Below are 23,012 nucleotides of genomic sequence, written 5' to 3'. Positions count from 1 at the left end.
GAGGGCCAGTGTGACAGATAATCCAAGTTCTGTGTCACATCGCCACTGGGCGGCTACCGTGACCGGCATGGGATTCTGCACCCCGGCGGGCAAGGACCTGGCCACCAACGTGTGGTGCGTGCTGGACGCGGCCGGACTGGACGGCGTGGACGAGGACGGCGAACCGCAGAGCAGCCGGGAACGCTCCGGCTACCGGCTGGTCGGGCACGGGGACAAGGTGGAGGTCCGCTACGAGGCGGCCGACGAGCTGTTCCTGCTGTCCCGCCCGGACGGGGCCGACCATCCGAGCCATCCCGAGCATCCGCGGGTGCTGTTTGGCCGCCGGATCGAGACGGCCATGCTCAGCGCGATCACCGACATCCTGATGGCCGCCGGGTTCGGGTTCACCTTCTGCCCCGCCGCCGAGGGGCAGGCCGCGATGGTGCTGGTCCACTCGCGGTCGGCGCCGGGCATCTGCTGACCGGCGCGCTGTCGGCAGCGTGGCGGACCGCCCCCTGTGCGCGGTCCGTCACCCCCCGGCTCCTCCCAGCCGGCACGGGCAGGGGTGCTCACGGCGTCAGCCCCAGCTCGCGCAACTGCGCGGGCCGCAGCGGCCGCCATCCGCCGGTGCCGAGCTTGGCCAGCTCAGCATCGACGTCGACGTTGATGACGCCGAAGAAGTTGACGTTGTCGCTGCGCCCGGGCGAGATGTGCGACAGCAGCTCGTCGGGCACCTCCCTGCCCTGGCAGCGCAGCTCTGTCACCGCCCTGGAGTAGTACTCCGTCGTCCAGGCGACCACGGCGTTGGTCAGCACGGTCAGGCACCAGGCCTGCTCGGTCTGCTGCTCCAGATGCGGGCGGGTGACGGCGCCCTGCTGGGCGTAGTGCAGGTCGCGGCGCAGCGCGTGCAGGCTCTCCCCCCTGTTCAGCTGGCGGGAGATCTTCCGCCTGAAGGCCGGGTCGGCCAGGTACTTCGCCAGGTGCACGGTCCTGCGCAGCATGCCCCACTCCTTCAGCGCGGCGGCCAGGGTGTTCTGCCGGGAGGCGGCCGACCACTTGCCGACGATCAGCGAGGCGGTGGCCTGGCCGTACTTCAGCGATCCGGCCATCCGCAGCAGGTCCGGCCAGCAGGCGGCGACGAGGTCCTCATTCCAGCGCGCGGCCAGCAGCGGCCCGGCGTGCGGGTAGCGTCTGGCGGTCTCGGCCGGGGTACCGTCACGCACCAGGGTGATGCGGGTCAGGTCCCGCATCCGCGGAGTGAGGGCCTTGCCCACCAGGTCGAACAGGGCAAAGTTGATCAGCGTGGCGCCGTGGGTGTCGGTCGCGTGCTCATCGACCGGCAGATCGGTGGCGTTGCCGAGGAAGTCGTCCAGGACGAAGTGCGCCTCCCGCGCGGTCGGCACGATGACCTTCGTGCCGTAGGTGGACCACTGGTCGGAGACGTGGGTGTAGGTGGACAGCACCTGACCGCCGTGGACGACCATGGTGCGGGCGGTCGTGCTCCTGCCGCGGACGGGGAAGCGCTGCCCGTCGGAGGAGCTCATGGTGCCGCCGCCGAACACTTTGGCCAGCTCCAGGCCGTAGTGGTGGTTGACGATGCGCGTGTTGGCCTCGCGCAGCGTCTCCTCACGGACGTACCACTCCATCGTCCAGGCCAGCACGTCGTAGGAGACGCCGCAGGCCTCCGACATGCGGGCCAGTCCCAGGTTGGTGGCCAGTGCGATGAGCACGGCCAAGACGTTGCGCTTGGTCTCGCTGGTCGTGGCCAGCTTGCGCCCGCCGGCGTGGGTGAAGCAGTCCAGGAAGCGGGTGCGGGTGTCCAGCTCGATCAGCAGCGAGGCGATCGGCGCGAACGGCAGCATCCCGGCCAGCTCGTCCCGCAGCGCCTTGGCCTCGGAGGGCACGTCCTCGGCCGACAGCGGCGGCACCACCAGGTGTTCGTGCTCATCGAGGCGCACCGAGCCCGCATCGCCGGGCGAGGCCTGCGCGAGGGGCTGCTCGAGCTGGGTCAGCGCCTCGTGCATCTCGTGCCTGCCCTGCTCGATCGCCTCGGCCGGATCGGACGGCTTGCCCACCAGGCGGCAGTAGTCTGCCTGACGCGGTGCCCACTGCTCGGGGGTGTACAGGTAGGTGGCCGGGTCGGCGTAGCGGCGGGAGCCGGGCACGAACACGTCCCCGCTGCGCAGCCCGTCCCGCAGGCACAAGATCACGCACAGCTCCCAGTAGTGCCGGAACGCCGTGTCCTGCTCGGACTTGCGGGCCTTGTCCAGGTAGTCGGCGTACCGGGCGGGTACGAAGCCGGTCGGCGCGCCCGCGGGCACCTTGCGGCTGCCCAGCCGGTTCATCCCCTGCAGGACGGCCACGGCCTCCATCAGCCCGCCGATGCCCGGCCCGCCCTGGAAGTCGATCGCGGCCAGCACGTTCGGGGTGAACTGGCGCAGGTAGGTGTAGGAGGACTCCAGCTCTGAGAGCCGGCCGTGGTCCCTGGGCAGCGGATTCCACGCATCGGCGGTGATCTCCCGCAGCCGCCGCATGCCGATCCGCTCCCGCAGCAGCCCTCCCACCCGCTCGTCCGGGATCGACGGATCCGCGAGCACCGGCAGGATCAGCTCCATCACCAGCTGCCGGGCCTCGCCCTTCTTGGCCCGCTCGACCAGCGCCTCATCGGTCTTGGCCTTGGCCCGCGACTCCCGCGCGCTGACGGCCTGGTCGAACAGGGCGACCACCTCGTCCAGCTGATCCACCGCAGCCTGGGCCAGGAAGGCCAGCAGGATCGGGAACTTGCGGTCTTTTCGCCGCTCCAGCCCCTGGCTGGTGGAACGACGCGCCACCTGGGCCAGGAACCGGCGCCGCTCGTTGGGCAGCATGGACAAGTCCATCCGGTGGGCGTCCACCCCGCGCAGCCACAGCAGCTTGTCGATCGAGGTCTTCACCGAGGCCGCCGAGGCGTCCCGGGCCGGGCGCACCAGCCACTCCAGCCGGGTCATCCCCAGCCCGGCGTCCACCACCAGCATCCGCTCCAGATCCGCGCGCAGCTCATCGGTCTGCAGGTGCGCCACCGTCTGCGAGGTGAGCTCGCCGGCGGCGCGGCGGGCGGTGCCGACCATCTTGGCCAGGGTGAGCGCACCCGGACGGATCACCTTGGCGGCCATCAGGTACTCGCGCGCCAGGTTGAACAACAGCGTCGGCGAGTCGTGCTCCATCGCCCGGTCCAGCAGGAACTGCTCCAGCTCCTTCATAGCGGGGCTTCCCGCCGGGACGGTCTTCCACTCCAGGTACCTGGCGACCTGGGCCAGGTGGTCGGAGCGGGTCTGCTCCCGCTTGCCGTACAACCGCAGCGCGGCCGGGGCCACCCCGAGCCGCTCGGCAAGGCGTGCGACCACCGCCGGCGGGGCCGAGGTGACGTCATCGGGCACGAACCCTAGCCAGGGCAGCGTGCACAGCTGGACCAGCATGCCCAGCCGGTCGACCGGGCCCCGGCCGCGCCCCGGGTCGACGAACGCCACGTCCGCCGCTGTGGGAGTGAAATACCGGATCAACTCATCGCTGGTGATCTCCGGAAATGAACGCAGCTGCTCCAGCTACTCCTCAGAGAACATCCTCTCGGACAACGCACCACCTCTACCTGCCGTACCGGATGAAAGCGGAACGAACGTAGCGGCAGTGATCACTAACCCGTCAAATGCACCAATTATCGCAGGTCAGATGGTATTTCGTTGGAAAATTCTTCGTTGCTACCGAGACCCCTAGAAGGCCTGTCCTATGCCCTGCTGGTGCCGGTGCTGCGGGCGCTGTTCGGCGGCACACCCGCGGATGTGTGGCCGTGGCTGACCGCGTTTGGGGCGGCGGTCGCGGCTTATGCCGTACTCCGCTATGTCAGCGACCTGTCCGGTTTCCGGGTCGGGACCACGCTGTTGCGCGGCATCTATCGCCGCCTCGGCGATCACCTGGCCTGGCTGCCCCTCGGGTGGTACGGCACAAGCCGTGTCGGCGAGGTGTCGGTCCTGGCCGGTCGCGGCGTCATGCAGGCGATGAGCGTGATCGCGCATTTGCTGGCGCCGTTCGTCTCCGCCTGCGTGACGCCGCTGACGATCGTGGTGGTCATGTTCGCCTTCGACCGGCGGATGGGGCTGGCCACGCTGGCCGCCGCACCGGTCGTGGCGGCGATCCAGATCTGGACGGGACGCGCGACGGCGGCTGCGGACGCCGAGCGTCACGAACGCGACAAGGAGGCCGGCGGCCGAGTCGTCGAATATCTCCAGGCCCAGCCGGTGCTGCGGGCCGGCGGCAGGACCGGCGAATGCTTCCGGTTGCTCGACGACTCGCTGCTGGAGGCTCGGAGGGCCTCCCGCCGTACGGTGCTCGCGACGCTGCCCGGGGCGGTGGGCCTGACCCTCGCGGGGCAGGCGGTGTTCACCGGACTGCTGGTCCTCGGGGCCTACCTCGCGCTCGGCGGGGACATCGGAGCGGCGGAGGTGCTGACGATCCTGGTGCTCGCCGCCCGCTGCGCCGATCCGCTGCTGTCGCTGTCGGACATCGGCGGTCAGCTTCGCATCGCGAACGCCGAACTGGCACGGCTCGACACTCTGCTGCGCACCCGGCCGCTGCCGGAACCCCGTGAACCGGTCCGGCCGGAACACCACGACCTGAGGTTCGAGTCCGTCACCTTCCGGCACGGCGACCGCACCGTGCTTCAGGACCTGTCGTTGTCCGTGCCGGAAGGGCAGACGCTCGCCGTGGTCGGACCGTCCGGTGCGGGAAAGAGCACGTTGCTGCAGCTACTCGCCCGGTTCCACGACGTGGACGGCGGCGCGGTGCGCGTGGGCGGCGTGGACGTGCGCGCGATCAGCAGCGAGGTGCTCACGGAGCGGATCGCGATCGTCTTCCAGGACGTCTACCTCTTCGACGGCACAATCGAGGAGAACGTGCGCCTCGGCCGTCCCGGCGCCGGCGACGCCGAGGTGCGGGCGGCGGCGCGCGCCGCCCGGCTGGACGAGGTGGTCGAGCGGCTGCCCGGCGGATGGGCCGCGAACGTCGGCGAGGGCGGCGCGCTGCTGTCGGGCGGGGAGCGTCAGCGCGTCTCGATCGCCCGCGCGCTGCTGAAGGACGCGCCCGTCGTCCTGCTGGACGAGGTGACCTCCGCGCTCGACCCGGTGAACGAAGCGGCAGTCCACCAGGGCATCGAGCGCCTGACGGCGGGCCGGACCGTGGTCATGGTCGCGCACCGGCTGCGGACCGTGCGACGCGCCGACCGCATCGCCTTCCTGGACGGCTACCGCATCGTGGAGGAGGGCGGCCACGACGAGTTGCTACGCCGCGGTGGCCGCTACGCCGGCTTCTGGAACGCGGATCGCGACGGCGTCACTCAGGCGGCAGCAGGCGGCCTGCCTGCCCGATGACGGCCTGCAGATAGCGGCGGACCTCCGCGGGGTCGTCGAACGAGCCGGGGTCGATGAGCATGCGGTACATCGCCGCGCCCACCACCATGTCGATCACCGTGTCGAGGTCGCCCTCGTGCCCGGCGCGGGCGAGCGCGGCGCGGATCAGCGCGCGCCGGGGCGCGATGAACCGTTCGCGGTAGGTCGCAAGCAGCGCCGGGTGGGTGACGCTGGAGCCGACGAGCTGCGCGAGCACCGCCCGGAAGCGCGCGTCGCCGAACGTCGCCACCCACGAGTCCATCAGCTCCTCGGCGGGCGCCTCGGCCCCGGCCCACACCTCCGCCTCGTGGGGCACCGTACGCGCCTGTTCGATGGCCTGGACGAGCAGCTCCTCCTTCGACGACCAGCGCCGGTAGATCGTCACCTTGGCCACGCCCGCGCGTTTGGCGATCTGCTCGAAGTTCGCGCCCTCAAGGCCGCGCTCGGTGAACAACTCCAGCGCGGCCTTCATGATCTGCCCGTCGGCCCCGGGATCGCGCGGCCTGCCGCGGGTGCGCCCCGTCACCGGAACTCCACCCGCCCGGCGCCCGCCCCCGCCGCAGCCGGGATGTAAGACGGCGCGTGGCCGGGACGCAGCTCGTACGACGGCGTCAGCACGGTGTCCATGTGCCGGCGCATCCGCTGGAACCCGTCCGCTCCCGGCAGCCCCGAGGAGAGTACGGAGGAGACCACGCCGGCCTGGTAGGGCGTGTTGTCGTGGGCGAACAGCGGCGCGGCGGCGGGCTCGGCGCGCAGGTGGGCCTGGATGCGGCGGGCGGCGTCGAGTTGGCGCGCGGTGTCCTCGCCGCCGATGGTCATCTGCCGCACCTGCCCGCTCGCCAGGTGGGGCAGCGTGTAGAGGGTGTCTCCTATGAAAAGCGCGCTTCCGCCGTCCATGCGCAGTGCGACGCACAGGTGCCCCGGGGAGTGGCCGGGGGTGGGGAGCAGCATGACGCTGCCGTCGCCGAAGTAGTCCTTGCTCTGGGCGAAGGAGGAATAGGTGCCCGAGTCGAATCGGGGGAAGTCGAGGTTGTCCTTGACCAGGTCGAACGAGTGCGGATAGAGCACGCCGCCGTCCCAGTCGTGCCGATCCATGACCACCTTCGCCTGCGGCAGGTGCCGCAGACCCCCCGCGTGGTCGTCGTGCACGTGGGTGAGGAACACAGTAGTGATGTCCTTTATGTCGTAGCCGAGCCGGGCCACCTGCACACGCAGGTCCTGTCCGGGGGCCATCCTGTATTCGTCACGCTGGGAGAGCAGCCGCGACACCATGGCGTTGTGGTTGTAGTAGCCGTCGTGATCGTGCGCCTGCTCCCAGTTGACACCGCTGTCCACCATCATCGTGCCGTGCCTGGGGTGGTCGATCAGGTAGGCGTAGACCGGCACCGCGATTTCCGCCTTGTCCAGCAGTGTGCGTAGATAACCGGACCCACCTTCCCAGCCGTCGAGGCCACCGTAGAACTGGCCGTAGGTGACGATGGTGTCACCGGTGTGGATCGGGAACACACGCACCGCGCCGTCGGTGACCCGCCGCCGCGCCCCCGGCGCCCGCAGGGCTTCCTCCCGCGCGCCCCGGCCTTGCTCGGCCAGCGCCGCGCGCCGCCGCTCGACCTGCCCGGCCGACACCACACTCACCGCCCCGAGCGCGACCCCGGCCCCGGCCAGCAGAACCGCCCGCCTGGAGTGCCCGGCCTTGGCCGCCCCGGCCGGCCGCCGCGCGGCACGCAGCCGCGCGGCTCCCGCCGAGGCGAGCGCGGTGGCGGCTGCCAGGCCGATGAGCACGGGGGTGTCGGAGATGTAGAAGACGACGGCGAAGTAGATCCCAAGCGTGGCGAGCGCGGCGGGCGCGCCGGCGAAGAGCAGCACGCGGGCGCGTGTGAACCTCCCCGGCCAGAGCAGCCCGGCGACGAGGCCGAGCAGCAGCAGCCCGTAGCCGACGAGCAGCGGCAGGGGGACATTCTTGAGCCTCAGCACGACAAGCCAGGCACCGGCCACCAGCACGGCCAGGACAAGCAGAGCGACCTTGCCCAGGGTCTTCAGCATCCGGCCCACCTCATTTCGTAAACGCAAACGGATGCGTTTACATATTAAGGCGCGCCGACCCGCCCCCTCTACTCTGTTCGTCCGGATGGGGGTCTACCTAGCCGGACCTCCTGGCCACGCCCACGCTCGTCCGCGACCGTCCGCGACGCGAGCACCGTCCCGGGCGGTCACCGGTCGCGGCGGCACCGCCGCCACCCGGCCCGCCTGCACAGGCACGTCGTACGGCGGCGCGGGCGGAGACTGGCCACAACCCGGGAGGTCGACCCGGATGACGTGATGGCGGCCGGCCAGCGGCGGGACCACCGGGCCCCAGAAGCCGCCAGAGGCCCCCGATCCGTGGATGAGCAACAACGGCGGCGCCTGCCGCGGGCCGTCATGGACCACGTGCATCCCATGCGAGTGCTCAATGTCGTGCTCACTCATACGGAGACTATGCATGGGCGGTCGACTGTCGGTCTTGGAGAAATGTTCCCGCGGAATTGCCGACCGGCCCTACTCTGTTGTACCCGCTCAAGGCGTCGGCCCGCATCGTTCCGCCAGCCGGCGAGCAGATCACGCGCGGGCCGACCTCCGTCGCCTACCGACAGCGTGCCATGCACTGTCAGGCATCCAGGATGGCCCTCGGAAAGGGTCGTGGTCCGAACCGCTCCATGGAGGAGCGCCTCGGCCAATCCCTCATGCGGTCGGCTACGGTCTCTTTCAGCACCTGCGGCGACGTATCCGCTGGACCTGAAATGCCGGCGGGCGAGACGACAACGCGCCCTGAGCGTGGAAAGGTGAAGACGTGGCCTGGAGTACACGCGAACTCGCGGAACTCGCCGGCACCACGGTGAACACCATTCGGCACTACCACCGGCTCGGCCTGCTCGACGAGCCCGAGCGCAGGTACAACGGATACAAACAATACGGGGTGCAGGATCTCGTGCGCCTTCTGCGCATCCGGCGGCTCGCGGAGCTCGGCGTGCCGCTCTCGCAGATCGGAGAAGTCGGCGCGGGCGGGGACAGCACCCGGGATGCACTGCGACAGCTCGACGCCGAACTCGCGGCGAGCATCGAGCGCCTGCAGAAAGCCCGGTCCGACATCGCTGCCATCCTGCGCGAAAGCGCGCCGGTCGATGTGCCGGCGGGGTTCGAGTCCGTCGCTTCACGCCTGTCCGAGGCCGATAGCTCGATCATCCACATCTACACGCAGCTCTACGACGAGGATGCGATGGCGGACCTACGGCGCATCGTGGAGGCCGACATCGGCTCCATCGGCGCCGACATCGACGCCTTGACGCCTGACGCGGACGAGGCGACCCGGCAGCGCCTCGCCGAGAGGCTCGCGCCGATCCTCGCACAGCACCTCATCGACTATCCCTGGCTGAGCGATCCGGCGGCACATCTGTCGAAGAGTGAGCATGTCACGCGGCAGACGTTCACCGAAGCGTTGATCGAGCTGTACAGCACCGCCCAGCTCGATGTGCTTCACCGCGCCGGCATCCTCGCGCGGGAGGCGGACGGCGACGCCTGACCGTCGCCTCCCAAGGGGTTTGACCATGTTCCAAGAACACGGTCTCTACTGGACTGAGTCGAAACAGATCGCGATATCCGCGAGACGCAGCCCGAGGAGCCCTCGTGAACCCCATCGAGTCCTGCTGTGGCATGCGGTGGCGATCGTTCTCTGGGCGACCGCCACCACGACCCTGACCTGGGGCATGCTCACGACCACCCTGCCGACCTGAACACACCGCGGCAGACCTTTATCGTGACGTCGGCGCCATCCCGATCGACGAGAGAACCGGTCCACGACAGAAAGGAACGACCGATGAATCAACAACCTGACGAGCCGTTCGTCGGCGGCGAGACCGGGACGCCAGGCGAGGCGAAACGGCTCGGGGCGCCGACCCTGGCGGAGGATCTCCTGCTCCTCCTGTTCCAGCCGGACTCCGGCCTCCAGTCCGGCACCGGGACCATCGCAGGCGAGAACACGCTCTTCTACCCTCTCGCGGGAGCGGTGCTCGCGGATCTCGGGCTCGGCGACCATGTCCGGACCCGTTCCGGCTGGGGCGGGACGACGCAGGTGGAGGCGATCGAGGATCGCCCGCCGTCGGATGACATCCTCCGCTTCGCGTGGGACTACCTCTCCGAAAAGCCCAGGGGCGTCCAGACGGTGCTCGCCGCGATCGGGCCGACATTGCGTGGCCCGCTGCTCGACAGGCTCGTCGAACGCGGCGACATCCGCCGCGGAAGCCGTAAGGCGCTTGGCCTGTTCGACATGGCGGTCCTCGAGGACGGTGGAAGCGGGCGCCGGTCCCGGCTCCTTGAGGACGTCCGTGACGTGCTTGTCGAGGGCGTGGAACCACAGCCCCGTGTCGCCGCGCTCGCGGCACTGCTTTCAGGAAGCGGGACGCTTCCCCAGTTCGACCCTGAGATCCCCTGGACCTCCCCCGTGATCACCCGCGCCAAGGAACTCGAGCGAGGCAACTGGGGAGCCGGAGCCGCCGCCGAAGCGGTTGCGCGCACCGTCACCGCGACCATCGTCAACAACGTCATCATCGCGGCGACCGTGCTTCCCCGGACCTAGGGACCGACCGACCTTACAACGATGCTCCAAGGATGACATCCAGCCCGATTCCGGACCCGCCACAACCGTACGGCTGCCGCCGTACGCATGACGTCGACCGCGGAGGAGCTCGCAGTTGAACGGCGCCACAGCGCCACCAGGGAGCCCGCGGAGCCGGTGAACCACCTGACTGCCGCGGCGGACATCCGGTGATCCGCGACTGGCACCCGCCCTCGCCCGGCTGACTGTCCATACGAGCGCCCCTCCAGACCACGCGCCACACCGTCTGCGCGGATCCGAGACCGGCTGACATCCGGATCGAAGCACGAGCCGCTGAAGATCGGCGACCTGGCCGGCCAGGCCCGCAGTCGACCGCGCGGTGCTCGCCGCCGGGATCGGCCCCTCAGCAGGCGCGCGGAGGGTGCAAGAGGCTGGTCATGCCTGGCCGGGACGCTGTGTGAGCTGGTCGGTCCGTACTCCCAATAGCTTTTGCAGGTCGGCGACGGGCTGGACTCCGGAGACCGGTGGCCGGCCGTCGATCACCAGGTTGGGGACGCCGGTAACGCCGTGTTCGGCGGCGCGGCGCCGGTCGGTGTGCACCTGTTCGACGTAGTCGTCACCGGCCAGGACGGCGCGCACTTCGTCGCCGTTCAGGCCTGCTTCGCCGGCCAGGCGTTGTAGGACCTGTGCATCGGCCACGTTGAGTCCCTCTGTGTGATAGCCGTGCAGCAGGAGCTCCATCATCTGGTCGGCCCGGTCGCGGTCGGCGGCCAGCTTGATCAGGCGGTGTGCGTCGAAGGTGTTCACCGGGCGAGCGAGATGCAGGTTCAGCTCCAGGCCCTCCGCCGCGCCCAGCGACTGGATCCGGGCTATGCGGGCGGGAGCCTGGTCGCCCCACCAGCCGGTCATGGCCTCCGCTGCGGTCGGGCCGGGGGTACGGCTTCCGTCTGGGGCGAGTTCAAAGCTGCGCCAGATGATCTCTACCTGGTCGCGGTCGGTGTGCTCGGCCAACGCGGCCGTCAGGCGTCTTTTGCCGATGTAGCACCAGGGGCACAGCACATCGGCGTATATCTCGAGCTTCATGGATTTCCTCGACAGTGCTCGTGGTTCATGGCCAGGGGTTCGCCTGGTGTCGGGCACAGGCGCCGGGTTATCAGGCGTCCAGGCGCTGGGGCCCGGGGGCGATTTCGCGGACGACGGTGTAGGTGGGGGCGCCGGTCATGCGTGGTTCGGCTTTGCCGGACAGGCCCTCGAGTGCCTTACCGATGGCGGCTATCCGGCCGTCGGTGTCGGAGGTTTCCACGAAGTGGCGATAGTCCGCCTCGCTCGCCCAATGCACGATGTTGTACACGCGGGTGCCGTCGGTGCTCACATGGAAGCGGGCCGAGCGGTAGCCGGGATAGAAACGCACCCACCGCTCCTGAATCTCCGCAAAGGCCTCCACAAGTTCACGCTGTGTGTCAGAGCCATCGACGGTGTAGTCGATGATGGAATAGAAACCGGAATCCGTGCTCACGGAAACACCCCTCAAGGTCGGATGTGGGGGGCGGCCCCCCGGTGACGACATCGTGCAATCTCAAGCACGGTTGAGGTCAAACAGGCAGCCGGGCCGCATATCTCCGAAGCCACCGATCCCGACCCGGCCGACGTCCGCCCGCCGCCCCGAGAGGGCGAAGTGGCAGGTGAGGATGGGGGACTCGGCGGCGAGGTTGCCGCCGAGTCCCCCGTCCTCACCCCGGAACTACGGGATCGTGCGCAGCCGGATGCCGTGGCCGTCGGCTCGTTGCACGCCGCCCGCGTCGATGTTGGTGATGCGGGCCAGCCCTCGCACCTCACCCGAGCGGCCGCCATCGGTGACCCGGATGACCAGCATGCCCGGGTCGGTGCCGTGGGAGGCGTGCGGGTCGCCCGACAGCGGGTTGGGTCCGCGGGTCGAAGCGAAGATCCACTTCCCGTCGGGCGAAATGTCGAGCAGGTCGACCGTGGGATCCGCGGAGTACGGCGAGACCAGGTTGATCGTGTTGACCCGTGCTCCCGAGCGGGCGTCGAAGACCTCGGCGACGTTGGACGCCCGGTCGGCGACCCACACGTAGCGCTCTCCCCGTGTCACCGCCGTGCCGTGGGCGTCCCGGTTGGGCGAGTGGTCGTCGAACAGGCGCTCTACGGCAGGCGTGTTGGGCGGGTTCGTGGCGGAGTAGCCGGTCATCGGCAGCCGGAAGACGCTGAAGCCGTCCAGGTGGTTGGCCGTGCCTCCGCCCCCGTCGCCGAAGATCTTCCCCTTCGCCTCGGCGAATCCGCAGCCGTTATTGGGGATGTTGTGCTTGTCGTATTCCGCGACGATCGCCATCGGTGTGGTCCGCCAGTTCAGCACCAGCATGCCGCCGCCGCGCAGGCTCACGAACAGCGGGCCGTTGTCGCTGCCGATGTAGGGGCAGATGGGCGCGTTGTCCGGCCGCAAGTCGACGCTCTGGCAGGGGGCGCCGTTGGGGGTCGTGCAGCCGGCCAGGTCGACGGTCGCGGCGGGTTCGGGGGTGAAGGTGTTCGTGGCGTATTCGGTGCGGACGCGTTCGATCTTCTTGCCGTTCTGGTTGGCGACGAGCAGGTAGCGGTCGTCCTCCGTCGGCCAGATGGCGTGGGCCTGCCGGGCGCCGCCCGCGCCCACCTCGGTGGACACGCAGCCGACGGGCTGCCGGGTGCGGGTGTCGATCAGGGCGACGTGCCCGCTGGCCACGAAGGAGATCGCCGCGTGGGTGTTCTTCTGGTTGAAGACGATCATGTGCGGCCGGACCGGGTTTCGGCCTGTCCGGGCCTGGCAGAGGGTGGAGGTGGCCGCGCCGAGGTCGATGGTCTGGGTTGGGACGGCTCGGGCGCCGCGGTAGATGTGTACGGTGCCGCCGTAGGTGAGCCCGTTGGTGTCGGACTGGTCGACAAGCCACACTTCGTACGGTTCCCCGTGGGGATCCGCAGCACCTAGGACAAACACGGTTAAAAGGGCCACTAGCAGGGCTTTTGATCTCCGGAGCATGCCTGAAGTCTCTCCGTGATCCGCTTGATGATCAACCCTTTATGCACACAAAGTGTGGGATCGATTGCATACGGTGCCCAGGTGGATGGGCGCCTCGGCTTCGGTATTTGGATGTCCGGGGCCGCGTCTACCGCCCGGCCGCTGTCGTTTTGGCTCTGCCGTACTTCGGGCAGAATTTGTCCTTTCGGATGTCGAGGACCCGACTCCCGCTCCGACCAAGGGGTGACAAGCAAGCACAGGAAGGGTCTCTCATGAAATATCTGCTGATGATCTACGGCAACCAGGAGAAGTGGAACTCCATCCCCGCCGAGGAATGGCCCGTCTTCATCGCCCGCCAGGACGCCTTCAACACCAAGTACCGCGAGACGGGCGAGCTGCTGGGCGCCTACGGTCTGGCCGACGTGGTCGCGGCCCGGCTCGTGCGGCGTGAGGGCGGCGCCCCGGCGGTGACCGACGGTCCCTACCTGGAGACCAAGGAATACATGGCCAGCTTCTATCTGCTCGACGTCGAGAGCGAGGAGCGGGCGTTGGAGATCGCGGCGGAGATGCCGTCCGCGGACGTCGACCCCATCGAGGTGTGGCCGATCCTGCACGAGGCGGCAGCGGACCTGTGAGTTCAGGCCCCCGGATCGAGGATCTGCTGCGCGATCTCGCGCCGCAGGTCCTCGGTGCGCTTGTGCGCAGGCACGGGCAGTTCGACGCGAGCGAGGACGCCGTGCAGGAGGCGCTGCTCGCCGCCGCCCTCCAGTGGGCGGTCGACGGCGTGCCCGGCAACCCACGCGGCTGGTTGCTGACGGTCGCCAACCGCAAACTGATCGACCAGGTGCGCAGTGAGCGGGCGCGGCGCGACCGCGAGGACCGCATCATGTTCGCCACACCCCAGTCGGAGCTGCTCAGCCGGCCCGCCGACGCCGACCCGCAGGCCGACAGGGACGACTCGCTGGCGCTGCTGTTCCTGTGCTGTCATCCCGCTCTGGCGATCGGCAGCCGCATCGCCCTGACGTTACGCGCCGTCGGCGGTCTCACCACCGCGCAGATCGCCGCCGCCTTCCTCGTGCCGGAGGCGACCATGGCGCAGCGCATCAGCCGGGCCAAGCAGACCGTCAAGGGCGTCGCGTTCGGCGAGCCCGGCGTGACCGACGTCGAGGCGGTCACGCACGTGCTCTATCTCATCTTCAACGAGGGCTACACCGCCACCGTCGGCGCCGATCTGACCGCGCCCGCGTTGTCGGCCGAGGCCATCCGGCTCACCCGGCTCCTGCACCGCCTGCTGCCGGACGAAGCCGAGGTGACCGGGCTGCTCGCCCTCATGCTGCTCACCGACGCACGCAGGCCCGCCCGCACCACCTCCCGCGGCGACCTCGTGCCGCTGGCCGAGCAGGATCGCGCGCTCTGGGACCGGGCGCTCATCGCCGAAGGCGTCGAGCTGGTCGGGCAGGCGTTGCCGCGCGGACAGGTCGGTCCCTATCAGCTCCAGGCGGCCATCGCCGCGATCCACGACGAGGCGGACGATGTGGACGCCACGGACTGGCCGCAGATCCTCGTCTTCTACGAGCTGCTGGAACGTGTCGCTCCGGGCCCCGTCGTCACTCTCAACCGGGCGGTCGCCACCGCCATGGTGTACGGCCCCGCCGCCGGTCTGGCCCTCCTCGCCGGGCTGGAGTCCGACAAGCGTATGGCCCGCCACCACCGCCTCGCCGCGACCCGAGCTCACCTTCTCGAACTTCTCGGCGACCGCGCGGCGGCCGCCGAGTCTTACCGCGAGGCGGCGCGCCGTACCACCAGTTCCCCCGAACGTCGCCACCTCTCGGCCCGTGCGGCGCGACTGGCGCGATAGACGGCCACATCACTCACTAAGTGTGCATTCGTTCGGGGCGCGGGCGGCAACGAACGGATACCGTCGGTGAACTCACGTCCGCGGACATAAGCGAGCCCGCACCGCTAACCGTCGCGGCCGGCCTCCGCGAGGGACAACCTGATGCGCCGCCGATCGGGGTCGACGTCGACCACCCTGACCCGCAGCTCGTCCCCCAGCCGCACCTGCAGGTCGCCCAGCGCGTCGTTGTGCACAAGCCCATTGAAACCATCGGCGACGCGCACAAACACCCCGAACGGCGCAAGCCTCGTGACCTCCCCCACCACGACCGGACCGTTCCGGTGCGCCCGGCGGAACTCCGGCCACGGGTTCTCCCGCAGGGCCCGCAACGACAACGACATCCGCTCACGCGCCATGTCCACGTGGAGGACCTCCACGGTGATCTCCTGGCCCACCTCGACGATCTCACCTGGGTGGTTGTAGTGGGTCCAGGACAACTCCGCCACGTTGATCAACCCATCCACACCCCCTAAATCCACAAACACCCCGAAATGAGGGATCGACGTTACGGTGCCCCGGCGTACCTGGCCGGGACGAAAGGTGCTGAGGAGGGTTCGCCGGCGGTCACGCCCGGGATCACGGCTTTGGGAAGGGAGGTCGCTAGTCATGGCGGTCCGATCATCCCCGGGACGCGGCCCCGGCGGCAACAGGCCCAGCGGGCGACCTCACGTCAGCCGGTCGAGCGCGGCCGAGGTGGCGTCGTCGGCGGGCAGATAGACGATCAGCCGCCGCTCGTCCCCGTCGGCCAGATCGAGGCTCTCGTAGGCCAGGAGCAACTCCCCCGCCTCCGGGTGCGCCCACCGCTCCACACCGGTGCGGGCGGGCATGGCGGGCCACGCCTGGTAACGGCCGCTGAACCCGACCCCGGCGTTCGAGGACAGCTCCTCGGCGAGGGCCACCGCCCTCGGGTCGCCGAGCGCCACCGCGGCCCGCAGGTCTTTGGCCCGGTGGTCGGCGAGCCGTCCCCACTCGGGAAAGGCCCGGCGGGCCCGCTTGTCGGTGAACACATAACGCGACAGATTGGGCGGACGCCCCTCCAGCAGCCCCAGAGGCCCCGCCAGCCGCGCATAACCGCGCGTGTGCGCCAGCACATCGCCCACCCGATCCACCACCACGGCAGGCGTCGGGTCGAGCCGTTCGAGCAGTGCGCGCACCGTGGGCCGCACCTCCCCGGGTGTGACCGCCCCTTTTTGGGCACGCGGAAACACACCCAGTTCGTTGTCAGCCATGCGTGGGAGTGTATGGCGCGATCACGCCCCTCCCGCGACCGCCCTCACGCGGAGTCGGCGCCCCAGTCCCACAGCGCCTGCGGGACCGGTCCGAGTGAACGCCCCCGTGCGGTGTTCGTCCCACACCCGGCGCTCCCGTGAGCGGGGAGGACATCGGCCGGGCCAACGCGGAGTTCCTGAGCCTCGGCCTGCTGATCGACGTCCGCCCCCGGCATACTTATGTGGCGGGCGACCTCGCCCTGCTCGTCGTCGACTGGACTATCGACGGCACGGCCCCGGACGGCGAGCACGTGCACATCGAGGGCACCGCCACCGACGTCGCCCGCCGGGGCCAGGACAGGGGCTGGCGATATGTCATCGACAGCCCCTTCGGCACCGCGCACCCCCCGCTCACGTAAGCCGGTCATGCAGCCGCCGAGCGTGCAATACGAGCTCATTGACCCGCTTCCGCTCCGCGACCTCCGTGACCACCGGCGGTTCGCCCCGCGCCTGCGCCCATCCGGCCACCCATTGGCGGCACGTCCGGCAACCGCGGAGAGACAAAGGGCGCCTCAGAGGACGACTCCAGCGCCTCCCGCATCGCGGCGGCACCAAGCGCACTGAACCTCGGCGCGTATGCGGCCGCCAGCCGCGCCGCACGGTCGCGCACCTGCCCGGAACCGTTCGTCAGGGCGATCGACAACGCCGGCGCCCATGCGTCCAACCCGTCGTCGGTGTGCTTCAGCAGCCGGTCAAGCCAGGTGAGCCCCGCCCGCACAAACCTGCCCTCGGGGCGATAGAGCAATGCCTCGACCGCTTCCCCGGCCTGCGCCGGCGGCAGTGTGCCCGCGCCTCGGACGGCTTTGAGGGCGAGGCCCGCGACGTACGGTGTGGCGGAGGGAAGCAGCGCCAGGTAATCGCGGACATAAGGGGTGGTCTCCTCGGGGGTCGGGTCGAGCATGTCGTGCAGGCGGACGAAGAAACGCTGGTCGACGGCTACGCCTCCGGCGAGGAACCGGCTCCGGCAACCGGCGAGCAGCCCCTCGCGGCTCAGGCGCCCCGCACCGGCCAGGGCGCACAACGCCTTCGGCCACATCAGGTCGTCCTGAAGGAGCCTGCCCACGCCTTCGCTCTCGAACAGGGCGCGCACCATCGTGTCCAGCAGCGGATCGCCGGCCAGGTCGGCGGGGCCTGTCGCCTCAAGCCAAGCCGCGGTGAGCGGGGCGTGCTCAGGCGGCTGGGCGCCGGATTCGCGGAGCATCGTCAGCGCGAGGTTCACCCGCCGATCGGCCTCGGGGCGGAGTGAGCGCAGCCGAAGCGCAAGCCGTACGGCGAGGTCCTGCCGCCACTCCACCGGCCGGGTGGCCAGCGCGCGCACCACCCACTCGGTGTCGTCGGCCTCGCCGCCATCCCAGCGGAAGACGGCGCCGTCGGCGAACTCACGCCGGTTCACCCAGGCCGCCACCGCCGCCGCGTCCGCGATGGAGCCCGCGCCGGCGACGCGCATTGGGGTGATCCAGCCGTCGAGCGCGGCGCCCGAGTGCCGGCGTTGGTGGAAGGCACGTGCGGCCGGCAGGTAACCGGGCAGCTCACGGGCTATTTGCCGGCGTTCGTCCACGTCCCAGCCGGTGGCCAGTTCGACGAGGGCGGCGGTGTCGGCGTCCTCGATCGCGGCGCGGACCTTCTGCCAGGCGGTCTTCATGATCGGGACCTTAGACGAGGTCTCCGACAATCTTGATTGTCTCAATATTCAAGACGATATCTCTCAAAATATGGACTTCACGGTAAGCTTCCTCTTGTCCGATCAAGGAAGGAATCGCCATGTCGGAGTCGCACGCCACCTACGTCCACGGTCATCACGAGTCCGTGATCCGCTCACATTCCTGGCGCACCGCCGCCAACTCCGCGGCCTACCTGCTGCCGCACCTGCGGCCCGGCATGTCGCTCCTGGACATCGGCTGCGGCCCCGGCACCATCACCGCCGACCTGGCCCGCGCCGTGGCCCCCGGCCCGGTCACCGCCGTCGACCCCGACGGCGGCATCGTCGCCCAGGCCGCCGCCACCGTCGAGGGGGACATCAGGTGGGAGGTCGGCGACGTCTACGCTCTGCCGTACGCCGAAGGCACGTTCGACGTCGTCCACGCGCATCAGGTGCTCCAGCACGTGGCCGACCCCGTCTCCGCCCTGGCCGCCATGCGCCGCGTATGCCGCCCCGGCGGCCTCGTCGCCGCCCGCGACGCCGACTACGCCGCCTTCACCTGGTATCCGCGGGTGCCCGCCCTGGACGAGTGGCTGGCGTTGTACCAGCGCGTGGCCCGCGCCAACCGGGGCGAACCGGACGCCGGTCGCCGGATGCTCTCGTGGGCCCGGCAGGCGGGCTTCACCGACATCACCCCCGGCGCCTCGGTGTGGTGCTTCGCGTCTCCGGCCGACCGGGCCTGGTGGGGCGGCATGTGGGCGTCCCGCATCGTCGAGTCCGCCATCGCCGACCACGCCCTCGCATACGGCTACGCCACCCGGGCCGACCTGGAGAGGATCTCCGAGGGCTGGCGGGAGTGGGCCGCCACCGAGGACGGGTGGTTCACCGTCCTGCACGGCGAAATCCTCTGCCGCGCGTAAACCGGCTCGGCCCGGACGTGTTTCAAGAATAGATCCGCCGTGGAAATCGAATTGTTTAGCAGACGTCTGATATTCCATGAAGGGATAAATTTACCTGGAAACTGGAATTCCCATGACATCGCATTAAGTCTTTCTCCTAGTATCGGCATGTGCTTCCTCCAGGCACACGGGGCAAGGCATGCAGAAGGCACGTTCAACGTGGTTCAACGGCTGTCCGGCAAGCGCCGCCCGCCTTTTGCGGGAGGGCGGCTTGAAACGATACGAATGGGAGGCCCAATGTCGAGCCTGTATCTCGCTTTCGTCGGCGACGCCGTTCTGAAGCCGTTGTGCGGCGGCAACGTGCAGGAGGAGGAGCAGGAAACCTGCGTCACCGCGGCCCGAATCCCCGGCTTCGCCGACGCCTTCCTGCTGGGCGACTCCAAGTTGCCCGGGGTGGCCCTGCGATTCACCGGGGCCGAGTTGCGGGCGGTCGGCATCGACACCAGCCGCATCTGACCTCGCGAGCAGGACATGCACTGGCATGCCTACAGCTGGACGGGACAGGGGCGCGATCGCGAGAACGACGCGCTGCGGCGGCCGTCGCGGGACGCCGCCGCGCACGCGGCCTTCACGGCGGCCGCCATAGCGCCGAATCGCACGTGTGACTGGCTGCTGAAGAGGTCTTCGCAGATCAAGGCGACCTTTCACGAGCCGGACAGGGCGGTGGCCTGGCTGGGTGAGCAGTGGGATGTGGTGGCGCCCATGCTGATGCACTTCCACGATCACCGGGCGAGGAGGCTCGCCTTGGCCGAGGTCGATCTGCCGGGAGGCGTCGATGTGCAGTGGGGCGACTGGTTGACCGGGGGGAGATTCGCCAGTGTCGCGGTGATCTGCTGTCCGAACTTTCATGCTCCCGGTTATCCGTGCCCGACGGGGCTGAGGTAAAAGGCGGAAGCAGCGGGGGCGGGCGGCTCTACGTGCATATTCCCCGACATGGAGTTTTAGCTCAAACGGTGTGCTTCTCCACCCACGTGGAGATGCGGTCAAGCAGCCCCCGCCCGGTCGGGTTCTCCTCGAACAGCGTCCTGAGCTGGAACCCGTGCGGCATCTCCTCATAAATGTCGACCTCCACCTCACCGCCTGCGGCACTGGCCGCCGCGCCGAAACGGAGGGTGTCGTCGAGCAGCGCCTCAGCCCCGCCGGCGGTGAGCAGGAGAGGGGGCAGCCCGTCGAGGGCGCCATGCAGAGGAGACTGCGGCGCCTGATCGGGGCGGGCGGCACCGAGATACTGGCCGATGAGATGGCCGAGCATGGCCCGGTCGATGCCGGAGTCGGTGGCGCTGTTGGTGTCGACGGACGCGCCGGACACCGTCATGTCGGTGACGGCCGACAGGGTGACAACGCTCGCGGGCAGGGCGATCCCCTGCTCCTTCAACGCGAGCAGGGCCGACAGCGTCAGCGCACCGCCCGACGACTCGCCGACGACGGTGATCCGCCCGGCGGGCACCCCCTGGTCGAGGAGACTGCGATAGACCGCGAGCACATCGTCCAGCGGAGCCGGATAGGGATCGGCCGGGACCAGGCGATAGTGCACGACGAGCACCGGGCGGGAGGTGGCGCCGGCGAGCCGGTGGGCGAAGAGGTTCATGAGCTCGGGCATGCGGCTCTGAAAGCCGCCGCCGTGCACATAGAGCACCACTCCCCTGTCGAGCGACGTGTGTCCGTGCGCTGTGACCCAGTAGACGGGCACTCCTCCGCTTTCGGGGAGCAGCGGCGTCAGATCGGCGTCGCCGGGCAGCGGGAAGTCGCGGTCGAAGAGACCACGCGTCTCCGCCTTGAGTGCGTCGACGGCGCCGGGTGGGGCGGGGATACGGGTGAGATGCATGATCAGAGGTCTACCGGGCGGGTTGCGCTCAGCGCAACGGCATTTTCATCCGGTACGGCTCAAGCCTGCTTCACGAGCGTCGATCAGCGCGTCCCAGTGCTCCTCGGCCCAGGCGCACATCGCGTTCAGGGGGACGAGCAGGCTGCGGCCGAGGGGCGTCAGCTCGTAGTGGACCTGCCTGGCCGGCCCGGTGACAACCGTACGCGTGATCAAGCCGTCGCGCTCCATCGTCCGCAGCGACTGGGTGAGCACCTTGGCGGTGATGCCGCGCAGCGGGACACGTAGTTCGGAGAAACGGCGCGGGGCATGCTCAAGGCAGCGGATGATCATGCCGGTCCACTTGTCCCCCACGCGGATCGGCATCAGATCAGTCGGGCATACCGTATCGAACATCTCCGGATCCAATGGCATCGTCACATCGTCCACCGTAATGCGGTATCCCCCGGGTAACCAGCGGCCGCTCTACTGTTCGGGCACAGACATCGAACCATGCTCGCGAGGTGGACACATGAGCAAGATCCTGATTTTCGGCGCAGGTGGCAGGGCCGGGCGCGCTGCCGTGCGGGAGGCACGGCGGCGCGGCCACGACGTCACCGCAGCCGTGCGGAACCCGGCCGATCACACGGAACTGGAAGGCGCCGGCGTCGACGTCGTCGCGGCCGACGTCACCGACCCCGGCGCGGTCGCCCGCCTCGCCCCGGGGCACGACGCCGCGATCGCCACGGTGTTCGACCCCACCGCCGACCCCGGCGTCTTCTACCCGGCGGCCTCCCGCGCGCTTCTCGACGGGCTGGCGGGGGTGAAGCGGCTGATCGTCGTCAGCGTGGCGGCGACGCTGGAGGCCGCCTCGGGCGGGCTGCTGATGGACACTCCCGGCTATCCGCAGGAATACCGGGGCTTCCTGCTGGGGCACGCGGCCGGCATCGACGTGCTCAAGGCTGCCGACGGGTTCGACTGGCTAGTCATGAACCCCACCGGCGACTTCGACCACGGCGGGGGGCGCACCGGCCGCTACACCGTGGGCCCCGGCGACGCGGCAGGCCGCATCACCTATGACGACTTCGCGATAGCCGTACTCGACGAGATCGACACCCCTCGGCACCACCACACCCAGATCGGCGTGGAGACGCGCTGACCATACGCCAGGTCTCTATGACCAGGCCTTACGCCAGGTCGTAGAGCAGGCGATAGTAGGCGAGGCGCTCGGCGTCGAGGGCTATGCCGTACGCCTCGTAGAGGGCTGTGTCGTAGCCGGGGCCGTAGTCCCACTCCATGCTCCACGTGGCGACCGCGAGGTCGGCCCAGCGGTCGGCCACGCCGAGCGTTCCCAGGTCGACGTGGGCCGCGAACGTGCCGTCGTCGTGGAGCAGGGTGTTGGGCGTGCAGGCGTCGCCGTGGCAGACGACGAGGCGGTCGATCGGCGGTGGGTCCCCGATGCGCGCCCGCGCCTCCGCGAGATCGAGGTGCCGGTGCTCCGGGGACCAGTCGCCCGGCCCCTCCCCGTCGGCGATGCGCTCATCCGCCCGGACCAGGCGCCTCTCGACACTCCACTCGAACGGGCACTCCGCCACCGGAAGCGTGTCGTGCAGCAACCGCAACCCTCGCCCGATCGCCGCCGCCGCGGTCGCCGGGTCGGCCTTCCACCGCGCGTCCACCGCCGACGTGCCCGCCACCGCTTCGGTCACCAGCCAGGCACCGTCCGCGTCACTCCCGTGTTCGAGGACGGGCGGCACCGCGACCCACCGCTGCGCCCAGGCCAGCCGCTCCGCCTCGGCCCTGAGATCGATCTCCGGTGTGCCTTCGGCGACCCACTTCGCGTATCTGACCGCTCCCCGCTCGCCGTCGAGCCGGAACGTCAACCCCCCAAGCTCGTTCCGCCACACAGGCGTGACCAGGTCACCCCCGGCCAGCTTGGCGATGACATCGGGCACGGGCACCGGCCCGGTGGGAGTCTCAGAGATCTCGTCATGGCTCATAGACTGCTCAGTCTTCCGATTTACCCCTCCCGCCGACAACCCGTTTTCCCTGTGGGGCTCACGACGCCGCATCCGTCTGCCTGGTACTCCGGCTGTAGATCGTGCGTGATCTGGTTGGTCAGGGGCATGCGCGTGGTGCTGGTTCAGGCCCACCGGACAGGAACGTGATCGTCACCTGTAGGCGGCCGACCCGCATCCCTGCCGTCCTGGCCGCGTGCGGGTTGGCGCCCAGGGCGCGCACCTGGAAGCCGAACCTGGATCGCTCGATCAACCACCACACCAGGGCGGCGGAACCGAGCTGCAGCAGGATGCCCGCGTGGAGGTTCAGTGTGCCCGGCACGATGCCGGGCAGCTCGGCCGAGGGCGCGACCAGTGGGACTGCCTTGGCCACCGGAAAGGGGCCGCGTACGAGCGGCTACAGCGTGTACGCGGCGGTTCGATCGCGCAGGGCGCCCCAGTC

Annotated in this window: 26 protein-coding genes; 12 read left to right on the top strand and 14 right to left on the bottom strand. The window is 69.6% G+C overall.

The genetic code is table 11. From position 1 onward, the window contains the following. Positions 1 to 58: 58 nt before the first annotated feature. A complete protein-coding gene (locus Ssi02_RS22430; protein WP_204028766.1) occupies positions 59 to 460 on the top strand; it encodes a hypothetical protein in 402 nt (133 codons plus the stop codon). A gap of 88 nt (positions 461 to 548) precedes the next feature. Here the strand turns inward: Ssi02_RS22430 and Ssi02_RS22425 are convergent, their stop codons facing one another. After that, positions 549 to 3,551, bottom strand: coding sequence for a Tn3 family transposase (locus Ssi02_RS22425; protein ID WP_275410735.1), 3,003 nt, complete (start codon positions 3,549 to 3,551; stop codon positions 549 to 551). 159 nt (positions 3,552 to 3,710) lie between these two features. Here Ssi02_RS22425 and Ssi02_RS22420 point away from each other — a divergent pair, with 159 nt between their 5' ends. Then, the gene (locus Ssi02_RS22420) at positions 3,711 to 5,378 is read left to right on the top strand and encodes an ABC transporter ATP-binding protein (RefSeq protein ID WP_239129365.1); all 1,668 of its coding nucleotides are present in this window, start codon (positions 3,711 to 3,713) and stop codon (positions 5,376 to 5,378) included. Here the strand turns inward: Ssi02_RS22420 and Ssi02_RS22415 are convergent. From Ssi02_RS22415 to Ssi02_RS22405, 3 genes are all read right to left on the bottom strand, one after another. Beyond that, positions 5,341 to 5,922, bottom strand: coding sequence for a TetR/AcrR family transcriptional regulator (locus tag Ssi02_RS22415; protein WP_204028762.1), 582 nt, complete (start codon positions 5,920 to 5,922; stop codon positions 5,341 to 5,343). The two genes, Ssi02_RS22420 and Ssi02_RS22415, sit on opposite strands and share 38 nt — an antisense overlap. Then, positions 5,919 to 7,439: an N-acyl homoserine lactonase family protein gene (locus tag Ssi02_RS22410; protein ID WP_204028760.1), complete on the bottom strand. Its 1,521-nt coding sequence runs from the start codon at positions 7,437 to 7,439 to the stop codon at positions 5,919 to 5,921. The genes Ssi02_RS22415 and Ssi02_RS22410 overlap by 4 nt, the downstream gene beginning before the upstream one ends. Before the next feature lie 93 nt (positions 7,440 to 7,532). Then, a complete protein-coding gene (locus Ssi02_RS22405) occupies positions 7,533 to 7,829 on the bottom strand; it encodes an alpha/beta fold hydrolase (protein ID WP_239129415.1) in 297 nt (98 codons plus the stop codon). A gap of 394 nt (positions 7,830 to 8,223) precedes the next feature. Here Ssi02_RS22405 and Ssi02_RS22400 point away from each other — a divergent pair, with 394 nt between their 5' ends. From Ssi02_RS22400 to Ssi02_RS22390, 3 genes are all read left to right on the top strand, one after another. Further along, on the top strand, positions 8,224 to 8,952 hold the full coding sequence (locus Ssi02_RS22400; protein ID WP_204028758.1) for a helix-turn-helix domain-containing protein: 729 nt from the start codon (positions 8,224 to 8,226) through the stop codon (positions 8,950 to 8,952). A 25-nt stretch (positions 8,953 to 8,977) separates the two neighbouring features. Continuing rightward, the gene (locus tag Ssi02_RS22395; RefSeq protein ID WP_204028757.1) at positions 8,978 to 9,163 is read left to right on the top strand and encodes a hypothetical protein; all 186 of its coding nucleotides are present in this window, start codon (positions 8,978 to 8,980) and stop codon (positions 9,161 to 9,163) included. A gap of 83 nt (positions 9,164 to 9,246) precedes the next feature. Further along, positions 9,247 to 10,005, top strand: coding sequence for a GOLPH3/VPS74 family protein (locus tag Ssi02_RS22390; protein ID WP_204028755.1), 759 nt, complete (start codon positions 9,247 to 9,249; stop codon positions 10,003 to 10,005). Between the two features lie 414 nt (positions 10,006 to 10,419). Here the strand turns inward: Ssi02_RS22390 and Ssi02_RS22385 are convergent, their stop codons facing one another. From Ssi02_RS22385 to Ssi02_RS22375, 3 genes are all read right to left on the bottom strand, one after another. Then, positions 10,420 to 11,067: a DsbA family oxidoreductase gene (locus Ssi02_RS22385; RefSeq protein ID WP_204028753.1), complete on the bottom strand. Its 648-nt coding sequence runs from the start codon at positions 11,065 to 11,067 to the stop codon at positions 10,420 to 10,422. Between the two features lie 70 nt (positions 11,068 to 11,137). Next, positions 11,138 to 11,500, bottom strand: coding sequence for an antibiotic biosynthesis monooxygenase family protein (locus tag Ssi02_RS22380; protein WP_204028751.1), 363 nt, complete (start codon positions 11,498 to 11,500; stop codon positions 11,138 to 11,140). Between the two features lie 225 nt (positions 11,501 to 11,725). Further along, positions 11,726 to 12,922: a YncE family protein gene (locus Ssi02_RS22375; RefSeq protein ID WP_204028749.1), complete on the bottom strand. Its 1,197-nt coding sequence runs from the start codon at positions 12,920 to 12,922 to the stop codon at positions 11,726 to 11,728. A gap of 338 nt (positions 12,923 to 13,260) precedes the next feature. Here Ssi02_RS22375 and Ssi02_RS22370 point away from each other — a divergent pair, with 338 nt between their 5' ends. Together Ssi02_RS22370 and Ssi02_RS22365 are read left to right on the top strand one after the other, a co-directional pair. Further along, positions 13,261 to 13,623, top strand: a complete 363-nt coding sequence (locus Ssi02_RS22370) for a YciI family protein (protein WP_204028747.1) — start codon at positions 13,261 to 13,263, stop codon at positions 13,621 to 13,623. Then, positions 13,620 to 14,846, top strand: a complete 1,227-nt coding sequence (locus Ssi02_RS22365; protein WP_204028745.1) for an RNA polymerase sigma factor — start codon at positions 13,620 to 13,622, stop codon at positions 14,844 to 14,846. Before Ssi02_RS22370 ends, Ssi02_RS22365 begins: the two co-directional genes overlap by 4 nt. A 104-nt stretch (positions 14,847 to 14,950) precedes the next feature. Here Ssi02_RS22365 and Ssi02_RS22360 read toward each other — a convergent pair whose 3' ends face one another. Continuing rightward, positions 14,951 to 15,493, bottom strand: coding sequence for a S1 RNA-binding domain-containing protein (locus tag Ssi02_RS22360; protein WP_204028743.1), 543 nt, complete (start codon positions 15,491 to 15,493; stop codon positions 14,951 to 14,953). Between the two features lie 57 nt (positions 15,494 to 15,550). Then, a complete protein-coding gene (locus Ssi02_RS22355) occupies positions 15,551 to 16,039 on the bottom strand; it encodes an MmyB family transcriptional regulator (RefSeq protein WP_239129363.1) in 489 nt (162 codons plus the stop codon). Between the two features lie 212 nt (positions 16,040 to 16,251). On the opposite strand from Ssi02_RS22355, the gene Ssi02_RS22350 reads away from it, so the two are divergent. Then, positions 16,252 to 16,512 carry a YybH family protein gene (locus Ssi02_RS22350; RefSeq protein ID WP_204028739.1) on the top strand — a complete coding sequence of 87 codons (261 nt, stop codon included), beginning with the start codon at positions 16,252 to 16,254 and terminating at the stop codon, positions 16,510 to 16,512. A 35-nt stretch (positions 16,513 to 16,547) separates the two neighbouring features. Here Ssi02_RS22350 and Ssi02_RS22345 read toward each other — a convergent pair whose 3' ends face one another. Continuing rightward, positions 16,548 to 17,795, bottom strand: coding sequence for a hypothetical protein (locus tag Ssi02_RS22345; RefSeq protein WP_204028737.1), 1,248 nt, complete (start codon positions 17,793 to 17,795; stop codon positions 16,548 to 16,550). 119 nt (positions 17,796 to 17,914) lie between these two features. Between Ssi02_RS22345 and Ssi02_RS22340 the strand changes: the two genes are divergently transcribed. The 3 genes from Ssi02_RS22340 to Ssi02_RS22330 all read left to right on the top strand — a co-directional run bounded on the left by Ssi02_RS22340 (position 17,915) and on the right by Ssi02_RS22330 (position 19,636). Continuing rightward, positions 17,915 to 18,712, top strand: coding sequence for a methyltransferase domain-containing protein (locus Ssi02_RS22340; RefSeq protein ID WP_204028735.1), 798 nt, complete (start codon positions 17,915 to 17,917; stop codon positions 18,710 to 18,712). A 276-nt stretch (positions 18,713 to 18,988) separates the two neighbouring features. Next, on the top strand, positions 18,989 to 19,207 hold the full coding sequence (locus Ssi02_RS22335; RefSeq protein ID WP_204028733.1) for a hypothetical protein: 219 nt from the start codon (positions 18,989 to 18,991) through the stop codon (positions 19,205 to 19,207). A 15-nt stretch (positions 19,208 to 19,222) separates the two neighbouring features. After that, positions 19,223 to 19,636, top strand: a complete 414-nt coding sequence (locus tag Ssi02_RS22330) for a hypothetical protein (protein WP_204028731.1) — start codon at positions 19,223 to 19,225, stop codon at positions 19,634 to 19,636. Between the two features lie 61 nt (positions 19,637 to 19,697). Here Ssi02_RS22330 and Ssi02_RS22325 read toward each other — a convergent pair whose 3' ends face one another. Further along, positions 19,698 to 20,576 carry an alpha/beta hydrolase fold domain-containing protein gene (locus tag Ssi02_RS22325; RefSeq protein WP_204028729.1) on the bottom strand — a complete coding sequence of 293 codons (879 nt, stop codon included), beginning with the start codon at positions 20,574 to 20,576 and terminating at the stop codon, positions 19,698 to 19,700. A 45-nt stretch (positions 20,577 to 20,621) separates the two neighbouring features. After that, positions 20,622 to 20,969, bottom strand: a complete 348-nt coding sequence (locus Ssi02_RS22320; protein ID WP_239129360.1) for a winged helix-turn-helix transcriptional regulator — start codon at positions 20,967 to 20,969, stop codon at positions 20,622 to 20,624. Between the two features lie 115 nt (positions 20,970 to 21,084). On the opposite strand from Ssi02_RS22320, the gene Ssi02_RS22315 reads away from it, so the two are divergent. After that, positions 21,085 to 21,711: an NAD(P)-dependent oxidoreductase gene (locus Ssi02_RS22315; protein WP_204028727.1), complete on the top strand. Its 627-nt coding sequence runs from the start codon at positions 21,085 to 21,087 to the stop codon at positions 21,709 to 21,711. A 28-nt stretch (positions 21,712 to 21,739) separates the two neighbouring features. Here Ssi02_RS22315 and Ssi02_RS22310 read toward each other — a convergent pair whose 3' ends face one another. Together Ssi02_RS22310 and Ssi02_RS22305 are read right to left on the bottom strand one after the other, a co-directional pair. Next, a complete protein-coding gene (locus Ssi02_RS22310; protein WP_204028725.1) occupies positions 21,740 to 22,552 on the bottom strand; it encodes an aminoglycoside 3'-phosphotransferase in 813 nt (270 codons plus the stop codon). 118 nt (positions 22,553 to 22,670) lie between these two features. Beyond that, positions 22,671 to 22,943 (bottom strand): ABC transporter permease subunit, encoded by a 273-nt coding sequence (locus tag Ssi02_RS22305; RefSeq protein ID WP_204028723.1) that lies wholly within the window; start codon positions 22,941 to 22,943, stop codon positions 22,671 to 22,673. Between the last annotated feature and the right edge of the window lie 69 nt (positions 22,944 to 23,012).

Source organism: Sinosporangium siamense (assembly GCF_016863435.1).
Lineage (GTDB): Bacteria > Actinomycetota > Actinomycetes > Streptosporangiales > Streptosporangiaceae > Sinosporangium > Sinosporangium siamense.
This window is presented reverse-complemented; position numbering and strand designations above follow the sequence as displayed.

What these genes read in the sequence shown, in the direction of transcription:
- Ssi02_RS22410 (WP_204028760.1), bottom strand. Translation starts at nt 7,439, where the DNA reads ATGCTGAAGACCCTGGGCAAGGTCGCTCTGCTTGTCCTGGCCGTGCTG.
- Ssi02_RS22405 (WP_239129415.1), bottom strand. Translation starts at nt 7,829, where the DNA reads ATGCACGTGGTCCATGACGGCCCGCGGCAGGCGCCGCCGTTGTTGCTC.
- Ssi02_RS22395 (WP_204028757.1), top strand. Translation starts at nt 8,978, where the DNA reads ATGTTCCAAGAACACGGTCTCTACTGGACTGAGTCGAAACAGATCGCG.
- Ssi02_RS22390 (WP_204028755.1), top strand. Translation starts at nt 9,247, where the DNA reads ATGAATCAACAACCTGACGAGCCGTTCGTCGGCGGCGAGACCGGGACG.
- Ssi02_RS22385 (WP_204028753.1), bottom strand. Translation starts at nt 11,067, where the DNA reads ATGAAGCTCGAGATATACGCCGATGTGCTGTGCCCCTGGTGCTACATC.
- Ssi02_RS22370 (WP_204028747.1), top strand. Translation starts at nt 13,261, where the DNA reads ATGAAATATCTGCTGATGATCTACGGCAACCAGGAGAAGTGGAACTCC.
- Ssi02_RS22360 (WP_204028743.1), bottom strand. Translation starts at nt 15,493, where the DNA reads ATGACTAGCGACCTCCCTTCCCAAAGCCGTGATCCCGGGCGTGACCGC.
- Ssi02_RS22345 (WP_204028737.1), bottom strand. Translation starts at nt 17,795, where the DNA reads ATGAAGACCGCCTGGCAGAAGGTCCGCGCCGCGATCGAGGACGCCGAC.
- Ssi02_RS22340 (WP_204028735.1), top strand. Translation starts at nt 17,915, where the DNA reads ATGTCGGAGTCGCACGCCACCTACGTCCACGGTCATCACGAGTCCGTG.
- Ssi02_RS22335 (WP_204028733.1), top strand. Translation starts at nt 18,989, where the DNA reads ATGTCGAGCCTGTATCTCGCTTTCGTCGGCGACGCCGTTCTGAAGCCG.
- Ssi02_RS22330 (WP_204028731.1), top strand. Translation starts at nt 19,223, where the DNA reads ATGCACTGGCATGCCTACAGCTGGACGGGACAGGGGCGCGATCGCGAG.
- Ssi02_RS22325 (WP_204028729.1), bottom strand. Translation starts at nt 20,576, where the DNA reads ATGCATCTCACCCGTATCCCCGCCCCACCCGGCGCCGTCGACGCACTC.
- Ssi02_RS22320 (WP_239129360.1), bottom strand. Translation starts at nt 20,969, where the DNA reads ATGTTCGATACGGTATGCCCGACTGATCTGATGCCGATCCGCGTGGGG.
- Ssi02_RS22315 (WP_204028727.1), top strand. Translation starts at nt 21,085, where the DNA reads ATGAGCAAGATCCTGATTTTCGGCGCAGGTGGCAGGGCCGGGCGCGCT.
- Ssi02_RS22310 (WP_204028725.1), bottom strand. Translation starts at nt 22,552, where the DNA reads ATGAGCCATGACGAGATCTCTGAGACTCCCACCGGGCCGGTGCCCGTG.